General features: G+C 65.4%; 9 protein-coding genes and 1 pseudogene. 7 read left to right on the plus strand and 3 right to left on the minus strand.

What is annotated here, in order from left to right; translation table 11 throughout:
* The 3 genes and pseudogenes from PHQ87_RS11900 to PHQ87_RS11910 all read right to left on the minus strand — a co-directional run.
* Positions 1–716, minus strand: a pseudogene (locus PHQ87_RS11900) (aconitate hydratase B); the annotation flags it as partial.
* 37 nt (positions 717–753) lie between these two features.
* A complete protein-coding gene (locus tag PHQ87_RS11905; protein ID WP_300234472.1) occupies positions 754–1737 on the minus strand; it encodes an aldolase/citrate lyase family protein in 984 nt (327 codons plus the stop codon).
* Between the two features lie 43 nt (positions 1738–1780).
* Positions 1781–2767 carry a malate dehydrogenase gene (locus PHQ87_RS11910; protein ID WP_300234475.1) on the minus strand — a complete coding sequence of 329 codons (987 nt, stop codon included), beginning with the start codon at positions 2765–2767 and terminating at the stop codon, positions 1781–1783.
* A gap of 237 nt (positions 2768–3004) precedes the next feature.
* Between PHQ87_RS11910 and PHQ87_RS11915 the strand changes: the two genes are divergently transcribed.
* The 7 genes from PHQ87_RS11915 to PHQ87_RS11945 form a co-directional block, all read left to right on the plus strand.
* Positions 3005–3832 carry a GntR family transcriptional regulator gene (locus tag PHQ87_RS11915; RefSeq protein ID WP_300234478.1) on the plus strand — a complete coding sequence of 276 codons (828 nt, stop codon included), beginning with the start codon at positions 3005–3007 and terminating at the stop codon, positions 3830–3832.
* Between the two features lie 169 nt (positions 3833–4001).
* On the plus strand, positions 4002–4436 hold the full coding sequence (gene sdhC / locus PHQ87_RS11920) for a succinate dehydrogenase, cytochrome b556 subunit (RefSeq protein WP_300234480.1): 435 nt from the start codon (positions 4002–4004) through the stop codon (positions 4434–4436).
* 28 nt (positions 4437–4464) lie between these two features.
* Positions 4465–4830 (plus strand): succinate dehydrogenase, hydrophobic membrane anchor protein, encoded by a 366-nt coding sequence (sdhD, locus tag PHQ87_RS11925; RefSeq protein WP_300234482.1) that lies wholly within the window; start codon positions 4465–4467, stop codon positions 4828–4830.
* Between the two features lie 4 nt (positions 4831–4834).
* Positions 4835–6637 (plus strand): succinate dehydrogenase flavoprotein subunit, encoded by a 1803-nt coding sequence (gene sdhA / locus PHQ87_RS11930; protein WP_300234484.1) that lies wholly within the window; start codon positions 4835–4837, stop codon positions 6635–6637.
* Positions 6638–6668: 31 nt separating this feature from the next.
* Positions 6669–7373: a succinate dehydrogenase iron-sulfur subunit gene (locus tag PHQ87_RS11935; protein WP_300234486.1), complete on the plus strand. Its 705-nt coding sequence runs from the start codon at positions 6669–6671 to the stop codon at positions 7371–7373.
* Positions 7374–7395: 22 nt separating this feature from the next.
* A complete protein-coding gene (locus PHQ87_RS11940; RefSeq protein WP_300234489.1) occupies positions 7396–7695 on the plus strand; it encodes a succinate dehydrogenase assembly factor 2 in 300 nt (99 codons plus the stop codon).
* A 25-nt stretch (positions 7696–7720) separates the two neighbouring features.
* On the plus strand, positions 7721–8967 hold a 1247-nt coding region (locus PHQ87_RS11945), incomplete at its 3' end, for a citrate synthase (RefSeq protein ID WP_300234492.1).

The raw sequence follows: 8967 nt of genomic DNA on the forward strand, positions 1-8967 counted from the left end.
GCGACCAGGTGGCCCTTCTTCTTCAGGTCCTCGATGAACTGGATCGGGCCACGCTTGCCGTCCTCCTCGGGCTTGAACGCCGCGTCGGGACGGGTGTTCTTGAGCATCGCCAGGTAGTGCAGCGGGATGTCCGGACGGCTCCAGGCATCGGGTGCCGGCGACAGGTCATCGGTGTTGGTTTCGCCGGGCACCTTGAACACGGTGACGGTGATCTTCTTCTCGACTTCCGGACGCGAGGTGAACCACTCGGCGTCGGCCCAGCTCTGCATCACTTCCTGCGCCTTGGCGTTGCCGGCCTTGGCCTTGGCAGCGACATCGTTGAAGAAGTCGAACATCAGCAGCGTCTTCTTCAGCGCCTCGGCAGCCACACCGGCCACCTCGGCGTCGTCCAGCAGCTCGATCAGCGGGTGCACGTTGTAGCCGCCGACCATGGTGCCCAGCAGCTCGGTGGCCTTGGCCTTGGAGATCAGGCCGACCTGGATGTCGCCGTGCGCCACGGCGGCCAGGAAGCTGGCCTTGACCTTGGCGGCATCGTCCACACCCGGGGGCACGCGATGGGTCAGCAGGTCGAGCAGGAATTGCTCTTCGCCCGCGGGCGGGTTCTTGATCAGCTCGATCAGTTCGGCGACCTGCTTGGCATCCAGCGGCAGCGGCGGGATGCCCAGGGCAGCACGCTCAGCGGCGTGGGCGCGGTAGTCGGTCAGGAAGGTCGACATGGCGTTCTCCGGTGGGGTCAGTTGTGTTGGGTTGAATTCATGCAGGCAGCCAGGCGCGCACGCTCTCGGGCAGCGGATGCCCGATGCGGTGCGCACGCTCGATCACCTGCCAGTAATAGCGGTAGCTGGCCCGGTCGTGCAGACGGCCTTCGTGCTGGACCGGGGCCCAGTCTTCGGCCACCGCGCGCTCAATGATGGCCAGCGCCGTCGCGACCTCGGCCTCGGCCGGCGCAAAGGCGGCCAGGATGGGACGGATCTGGTCGGGGTGGATGCTCCACATGCGCGTGTAGCCCAGCTCGGTCACGGCGCGACGCGCAGCCGCCTCCAGGGCCGGCAGATCCCGGAACTCGGTCACCACGTTGTGCGACGGCACCTTGCCATGCGCATGGCAGGCCGCGGCCATCTCGATCTTGGCACGCAGCACATGCGGATGGCTGAACTGGCCGGCCAGCGTCATGGCCGACGCGGGAATGGCGCCGCCATGGGCGGAGACGAAATCCATCAGGCCGAAGCTCAGGGACTGCACCCGGGGATGGGCTGCGATCTCGAACGCCCGGTGGATCGCCGCGGGCGACTCGATCAGCACCTGCAGCGGCAAGTCCGTGGCACCGGCCGCATCCATGGCGGCCACGGCGCGCGCCACATCGGCCACCGATTCGACCTTGGGCACCATCAGGTGGCACAGCCGCCGGCCTGCGCGGCCGGCGATCGTGGCCACGTCGGCGTCGAAATGGGGATGGTCGACGGGATGCACGCGCACGGCCACGCGGGCGCTACCGGGGGCCGCCAGGGCCAGCTCGGTCACCAGCGCGGCGTGCTCGGCCTCGCCGCCCACCGGCGCGCCGTCTTCGCAGTCGAGCGTGACGTCGAAGACACAGGTGCCGAACTCGGCCGTCATCTCGGCCTGCAACTGCAGGCTCTTGCGCATCCGCGCCTCGACCCCGCTGTAGTGGTCGCAGACCGGCAGCGCGAACGCGCCGGCCTGGGCACCCAGCAGGATGTCACGGGGGTGGGTTTTCACGGATGGGTTACCAAACGGTTACCGGCTCGGCGCGCACGTCCGATCACAGCAGGTGCTTGACGCCGTCCTGCTCGGCCTGCAGCTCGGCCAGGGTCTTGTCGATGCACTCCTGCGAGAAGGCGTCGATCTCCAGTCCTTCGACGATCTTGTACTTGCCGTTCTCGGTGGTGACGGGGAAGCCGAACACCACGTCCTTGGGAATGCCGTATTCACCGTTGGACGGCACGCCCATGGTGACCCACTCGCCATTGGAGCCCAGGGCCCAGTCGCGCATGTGGTCGATGGCGGCGTTGGCCGCCGATGCGGCCGAGGACAGGCCACGGGCGGCAATGATGGCGGCGCCGCGCTTGCCCACGGTGGGCAGGAACACGTCCTTGTTCCAGGCCTGGTCGTTGATGGCGTCCTTGACCGACTTGCCATCGACGGTGGCAAAGCGGTAGTCGGCGTACATGGTGGGCGAGTGGTTGCCCCAGACGGTCAGCTTCTTGATGTCGCCGACCTTGAAGCCACCCTTGGCGGCCAGTTGCGAGGCCGCGCGGTTGTGGTCCAGGCGCAGCATGGCGGTGAAGTTCTCGCGCGGCAGATCGGGGGCCGACTTCATGGCGATGTAGGCGTTGGTGTTGGCGGGATTGCCCACCACCAGCACCTTCACATCGCGCGAGGCCACGGCGTTCAGGGCCTTGCCCTGGGCGGTGAAGATCTGGGCGTTGGCAGCCAGCAGGTCGGCGCGCTCCATGCCGGGGCCGCGCGGGCGGGCACCCACCAGCAGGGCGTAGTCGGTATCCTTGAAGGCGGTCATCGGGTCGGCGTGGGCCTCGATGCCGGCCAGCAGCGGGAAGGCGCAGTCTTCGAGTTCCATGATCACGCCCTTGAGCGCGTTCTGGGCCTTCTCGTCGGGGATTTCCAGCAGTTGCAGGATCACGGGCTGATCCTTGCCCAGCATCTCGCCGGAAGCGATGCGGAACAGCAGGGCGTAACCGATCTGGCCAGCGGCGCCGGTGACGGCGACTCGGACGGGCTTCTTGCTCATGTAGATAACTCCAGTAGGACGTGGTGAAGGTGATGTTCAGCGCGGAGCCGCACCAGGCACGGTCTCCGGGAGACGGCCCCGAGCACCCGGGTTATCCCCGAATGACAGCAGCCAGATCAACCTGCAAGTGTACCCGTCCTGTAACCACCCAGTCAATTTGTCTTATGTCTTATATAAGATATGATTGGAACCAACGTGGATGACGGACGCGCGCGGCCGGTCCGCGGGCCCATGACCATGTCCCACAACACCTCCAACCCCGCAGAACAGGCGGCCCTCGACAGCCTCACCGCCTCCGACGCCCTGGCCGGCGGCGAAGGCGTGGCCGCCCCGTCGGTGACGCCGGCCTTCAGCCCGCTGTACCAGCAGATCAAGACCCTGATCCTGCGCAGCCTCCAGGCCGGCGAATGGAAGCCCGGCGACATGATCCCCAGCGAACTGGAACTGGCGGCGCGCTACCGCGTCAGCCAGGGCACCGTGCGCAAGGCCATCGATGCACTGGCGGCGGACAACCTGCTCGTGCGGCGCCAGGGCAAAGGCACCTTCGTGGCCACCCACGCCGAGCAGCACATCCAGTACCGCTTCCTGCGGCTGCTGCCCGACCAGGGCACGCTGGCCTCGCAGGGTCCGGCCGAGCGCGACATCATCGAATGCCGGCGCCTGCGCGCGCCGGCCGAAATCGCGCGTCAGCTCAATCTGCGCACCGGAGACCCGGTGCTGCAGGCGCGACGCGTGCTCTCGTTCGCGGGCAGCCCGGCCATCCTCGAAGACCTGTGGCTGCCCGGGTCCTCCTTCAGGGGTCTGACCCAGGAAACGCTGGCCACCAACAAGGGGCCGATGTACGCCCTGTTCGAAACCGAGTTCGGTGTGCGCATGGTGCGCGCGGTGGAAAAACTCAAAGCCGTGGCCGCCGACGCCGCCGCGGCCGCCTTGCTCGGTGTGCCAGTCGGGCACCCCCTGCTGAGTGTCGAGCGACTGGCCTACACCTACAACGACGTCCCCATGGAACTGCGCCGCGGTCTGTACCGCACGGAATCGCGGCATTATCACAACGATCTGAGCTAAGGAAAAAGACCCCATTTCCCCCTTCCACGGGCGCCCATGTCCGAAGATTCTGTGCAGAGTCGGTCCGGAGCATGGTGCATTGCAATAGAATTTGCCGGCCCGTGGCTCGAGTTACCAACGAGTTACACCCTTCCCACCCTGCCTCCGCACACCGGAAGAAAGCCCCACTATGTCTGAACTGACCCGAAAGCGGCCCGAGTACCGCAACATCCATGCGTTCAAGGATCTGCCGTCGTATCGCTGGCCAATGGCCGCGCTCGTCTCCGGCATGCACCGCATCAGCGGGCTGCTCATGTTCCTTCTCCTGCCTCTGATCGTCTGGCTGTTCGACACCTCGGTGTCTTCCGAGATCTCCCACGAGGTGTTCCAGTCGGCCTTCAGCGCCGGCATCGGCTTCGCGCCGGGCTGGTTCGTCAAGCTGGTGGTGCTGGTCCTCATCTGGTCCTATCTGCATCACCTCTTCGCCGGCCTGCGCTTCCTGCTGCTGGACGTGAACCACAAGGCAGTGAGCAAGGAATTTGGCAAATCCTCTGCCATTGCCACACTGGTTGTGAGCATCGGCCTGACGCTGATCCTCGGCGCCAAGCTGTTCGGCCTGTACTGATCCCCCCGCGTCGGAAGGAAACATACCCATGTCCGTCAATTACGGTTCCAAGCGTCTCGTCAGCGGCGCGCACTACGGCCTGCGCGACTGGCTGGCCCAGCGCGTCACCGGCGCCCTGTTCGCGCTGTTCACCCTGATCGTCCTGGCCAAGGTCCTGCTGGTCAGTGGTCCCCTCGGCTACGAAGGCTGGGCGGCCATCTTCGCACCGCAGTGGATGAAGGCCCTGACCTTCGCCTGCTTCCTGGCCATTGCCTACCACATCTGGGTCGGCGTGCGCGACATCTGGATGGACTACGTCCGCCCCGCCGGCACCCGCCTGGCACTGCACATCTTCACCATCGTCTGGCTCGTTGCCTGCCTGGGCTGGGCTGTCCAAGTTCTCTGGAGGCTCTGACCCCATGACCACCAACGCATCTCTTTCCAAGCGCAAGTTCGACGTTGTCATCATCGGTGCCGGTGGCTCCGGCATGCGCGCCTCGCTGCAACTGGCCCGCGCCGGCCTCAAGGTCGCCGTGCTGTCCAAGGTCTTCCCCACCCGCTCGCACACGGTGGCCGCACAAGGTGGCGTCTCCGCCTCCCTGGGCAACATGAGCGAGGACAGCTGGGAATACCACTTCTACGACACCGTCAAGGGCTCCGACTGGCTGGGTGACCAGGACGCCATCGAGTTCATGTGCCGCGAGGCGCCGAAGGTCGTGTACGAACTCGAGCACTTCGGCATGCCGTTCGACCGCAACCCGGACGGCACCATCTACCAGCGTCCGTTCGGTGGTCACACCGCCAACTACGGCGAAAAGCCCGTGCAACGCGCCTGCGCCGCGGCCGACCGCACGGGCCACGCCATGCTGCACACGCTGTACCAGGCCAATGTGTCGGCCCATACCACCTTCTTCGTCGAGTGGATGGCACTGGACCTGATCCGCGACGCCGACGGCGATGTCGTCGGTGTGACCGCGCTCGAGATGGAAACCGGTGACACCTACGTGCTGCAGGCCAAGACGGTGCTGCTGGCCACGGGCGGCGCCGGTCGCATCTTCCAGTCGTCCACGAACGCCTTCATCAACACCGGCGACGGCCTGGGCATGGCCGCGCGTGCCGGCATCGCGCTGCAGGACATGGAGTTCTGGCAGTTCCACCCCACCGGCGTGGCCGGCGCGGGCGTGCTGCTGACCGAAGGCTGCCGCGGTGAAGGCGCCATCCTGCTCAACAGCCAGGGCGAGCGCTTCATGGAGCGCTATGCCCCCACCCTGAAGGATCTGGCGCCGCGCGATTTCGTCTCGCGCTGCATGGGCCAGGAAATCCTGGAAGGCCGTGGCTGCGGTCCCAACAAGGACTACATCCACATGAAGCTGGACCACCTCGGCGCCGAGACCATCCGCAAGCGCCTGCCCTCCGTGGAAGAGATCGGTCACAACTTCGCCAACGTCGACATCACCAAGGAACCGATCCCGGTCGTGCCCACCATCCACTACCAGATGGGCGGCATCCCGACCAACATCCATGGTCAGGTGGTGGAGTACGTCAACGGTCAGGATCGCCCCGTCGGCGGCCTGTACGCCGTGGGCGAGTGCTCCTGCGTGTCGGTGCACGGCGCCAACCGCCTGGGCACCAACTCGCTGCTGGACCTGCTGGTCTTCGGCAAGGCCGCCGGCAACCACATCATCGCCAACGTCGATCCCCAGCAGGAGCCCAAGCCGCTGCCCGCCGACGCAGCCGACGCCACGCTGGCACGCCTGGCACGCCTGGACAGCAACAAGAACGGCGAATACTGCCAGGACATCGCCAACGACATGCGCGCCATCATGCAGGCACACGCCGGTGTGTTCCGCAGCCAGGAGTCGATGAACGAAGGCGTCAAGAAGATTGCCGCCTTGCGCGAGCGCATCGGCAACATCGGTCTGAAGGACAACTCCAAGGTCTTCAACATGGCCCGCATCGAGGCCCTGGAAGTCGAGAACCTGATGGAAGTCGCCCAGGCCACGATGGAAAGCGCCGCCGCCCGCAAGGAGTGCCGTGGCGCGCACCTGGTGCGTGACTACGAGCACGACGTCAACCACCCGACCTGCCCGCTGGGCCGCAATGACGCCGAGTGGATGAAGCACACCCTCTGGTACAAGGACGGCAACCGCCTGGACTACAAGCCCGTGCGCACGAAGCCCCTGACGGCCGAGACCGTGCCGCCGAAGCCCCGTACTTTCTGACCGGAACGCGCGAAAAAAAGGAACCCGAGAAATGGCACAACGCACTTTCAAGATCTACCGCTACGATCCGGACAAGGATGCCAAGCCCTACATGCAGACCATCCAGGTCGAGCTGGACGGCACCGAACGCATGTTGCTGGACGCTCTGGTCAAGCTCAAGGCCGTCGACCCCACGCTGTCGTTCCGCCGCTCCTGCCGCGAGGGCGTGTGCGGCTCCGACGCCATGAACATCAATGGCAAGAATGGCCTCGCCTGCCTGACCAACCTGAACAGCCTCAAGGGCGACATCGTGCTCAAGCCGCTGCCCGGCCTGCCGGTGGTGCGCGACCTGATCGTCGACATGACGCTGTTCTTCAAGCAGTACCACAGCATCAAGCCCTACCTCATCAGCGACTCACCGGCGCCCGAGCGCGAGCGCCTGCAATCGCCCGAGGAGCGCGAAGAGCTCAACGGTCTGTATGAGTGCATCCTGTGCGCCAGTTGCTCCACGAGTTGCCCGAGCTTCTGGTGGAACCCCGACAAGTTCGTCGGACCCGCCGGCCTGCTGCAGGCCTACCGGTTCATCGCCGACAGCCGCGACGATGCCACCAGCGCGCGCCTGGACAACCTCGAAGACCCCTACCGCCTGTTCCGTTGCCACACCATCATGAACTGCGTCGATGTCTGCCCGAAGGGACTGAACCCGACCCGTGCGATCGGCAAGATCAAGGAACTGATGGCCCGTCGCGCGGTCTGACCGCTCCCAGGCCCTGAATCCCATGAACGACACCTCCATGGCCAGCCCCGACGTGCCACTCGACGGGCGCGAACTGAGCAAGCTCAAGTGGCGGTGTCGCCGTGGACTGCTCGAGAACGACCTGTTCATCGAGTGTTTCTTCGCCAGGCACGAATCTGGCTTGACTGTCCGGCAAGCCAACGCCCTCAAGGTGCTGATGGACCTCTCCGACAACGATCTGCTCGATCTGTTGCTCGGCCGCAAGTCCCCTGAAGGCAATCTGGCCAGCCCGGACGTCGTGCAGGTGCTGGGCCTGCTTCGCACCGCCCGCCACCCCCATTGAGTCATCCCCCGGAAGGAATCCGTACATGAAACTCGCCGATTACAAAGCCACCCTGTCGTTCTCCAACGGCAGCCCCAGCGTCGAGATGCCGGTCTATCACGGCAGCATTGGCCCGGATGTCATCGACATCCGCAAGCTGTACGCCCAGACCGACATGTTCACCTATGACCCGGGCTTCCTGTCCACGGCTTCGTGCCAGTCGGCGATCACCTACATCGACGGCGACAAGGGCGAACTGCTGTACCGCGGCTACCCGATCGAGCAACTGGCCACCAAGTGCGACTACCTCGACACCTGCTACCTGCTGCTCAACGGCGAGCTGCCCAGCGAGTCGCAACGCACCGACTTCCATCAGCTCGTGACCAAGCACACCATGGTCAACGAGCAGATGCAGTTCTTCCTGCGCGGTTTCCGCCGTGACGCCCACCCGATGGCCGTCCTGACGGGCCTGGTCGGCGCGCTGTCGGCCTTCTACCACGACAGCACCGACATCAACAACCCGCACCACCGCGAGATCGCGGCGATCCGACTGATCGCCAAGATGCCGACGCTGGTGGCCATGGCCTACAAGTACGGCATCGGCCAGCCCTACATGTATCCGCGCAACGACCTGTCCTACGCGGGCAACTTCCTGCGCATGATGTTCGGCACGCCCTGCGAGGACTACAAGGTCAACCCGGTGCTCGAGCGCGCGCTGGACCGCATCTTCATCCTGCACGCCGACCACGAGCAAAACGCCTCCACCTCCACCGTGCGCCTGTGCGGTTCCTCCGGCACCAACCCGTTCGCCGCCATCGCGGCCGGTGTGGCCTGCCTGTGGGGCCCCTCGCACGGCGGCGCCAACGAGGCCTGCCTGAACATGCTCGAAGAGATCCAGGCCAGCGGCGGCGTGGCCAAGGTCGGCGAGTTCATGGAAAAGGTCAAGGACAAGAACAGCGGCGTCAAGCTGATGGGCTTCGGCCACCGCGTGTACAAGAACTACGATCCGCGCGCCAAGCTGATGCAGGAAACCTGCAACGAAGTGCTGGCCGAGCTGGGCCTGGAAAACGACCCGCTGTTCGCCCTGGCCAAGAAGCTGGAAAAGATCGCCCTGGAGGACGACTACTTTGTGCAGCGCAAGCTGTACCCGAACGTCGACTTCTACTCCGGTATCGTGCAGCGCGCCATCGGCATCCCGGTCAGCCTGTTCACCGGCATCTTCGCGCTGGCCCGCACCGTCGGCTGGATCGCCCAGCTCAACGAGATGCTGGCCGACCCCGAGTACAAGATCGG

Source organism: Hydrogenophaga sp. (assembly GCF_028698005.1).
Classification (GTDB): domain Bacteria; phylum Pseudomonadota; class Gammaproteobacteria; order Burkholderiales; family Burkholderiaceae_C; genus Hydrogenophaga.